Source organism: Shinella sp. (genome assembly GCF_052438155.1).
Lineage (GTDB): Bacteria > Pseudomonadota > Alphaproteobacteria > Rhizobiales > Rhizobiaceae > Shinella.
Window position 1 is genome coordinate 1 of sequence record NZ_JBQVPI010000114.1, and the last position, 564, is coordinate 564.

Consider the following 564-nt stretch of genomic DNA (forward strand, 5'->3'; position numbering starts at 1 on the left):
GCGTTTGGCGGCATGAACGCCGTGGCCAAGGTCGAGGTTTCTCTGGACGGCGGAAAAACCTGGCAGCTCGCGCGCATGGTGGGGCCCGACCTCGGCCGCTTTGCGTGGCGGCAGTTTGTTTTTGCGGCGCGCCTGCCGGCGGGCCAGTTCACCCTGGCGAGCCGAGCCACCGACACCGCAGGCAACGTGCAGCCCGAACAACGCATGGAAAACGCGGGCGGCTACAACAACACCAGCTGGGCCGACCACGCCGTGAAAGTGAGCGTGGCATGAAGCGCACAATCCAAAAACACGCGTTGGTCGCTGCCCTGTGGTCGTTGGCATTCACAGTGCTGCCCGTGCACGCCGCCGACGATGCCGCGCAACTTCAACAAGGCAAGGTGTTGTTCGGCCAAGGCGCGGTGCCTGCCTGCGCCCTGTGCCATGCGCTCAAGGACGCGGGAGCCGAAGGCGCCGTGGGCCCCAGCCTGGACGAGCTCAAGCCCGATGCCAAGCGCGTGGCCACCGCGCTGCGCAACGGGATTGGGCAGATGCCGTCCTACAACGGCAAACTCAGTGATGCGC

At 66.3% G+C, this 564-nt stretch carries 1 protein-coding gene and 1 pseudogene; both read left to right on the plus strand.

What is annotated here, in order from left to right; translation table 11 throughout:
* Positions 1-273 (plus strand): annotated as a pseudogene (locus tag ACT6VE_RS34880) (sulfite oxidase); the annotation flags it as partial.
* On the plus strand, positions 270-564 hold a 295-nt coding region (gene sorU, locus ACT6VE_RS34885; RefSeq protein WP_444802662.1), incomplete at its 3' end, for a SorU family sulfite dehydrogenase c-type cytochrome subunit. The pseudogene ACT6VE_RS34880 and the gene sorU, both read left to right, overlap by 4 nt.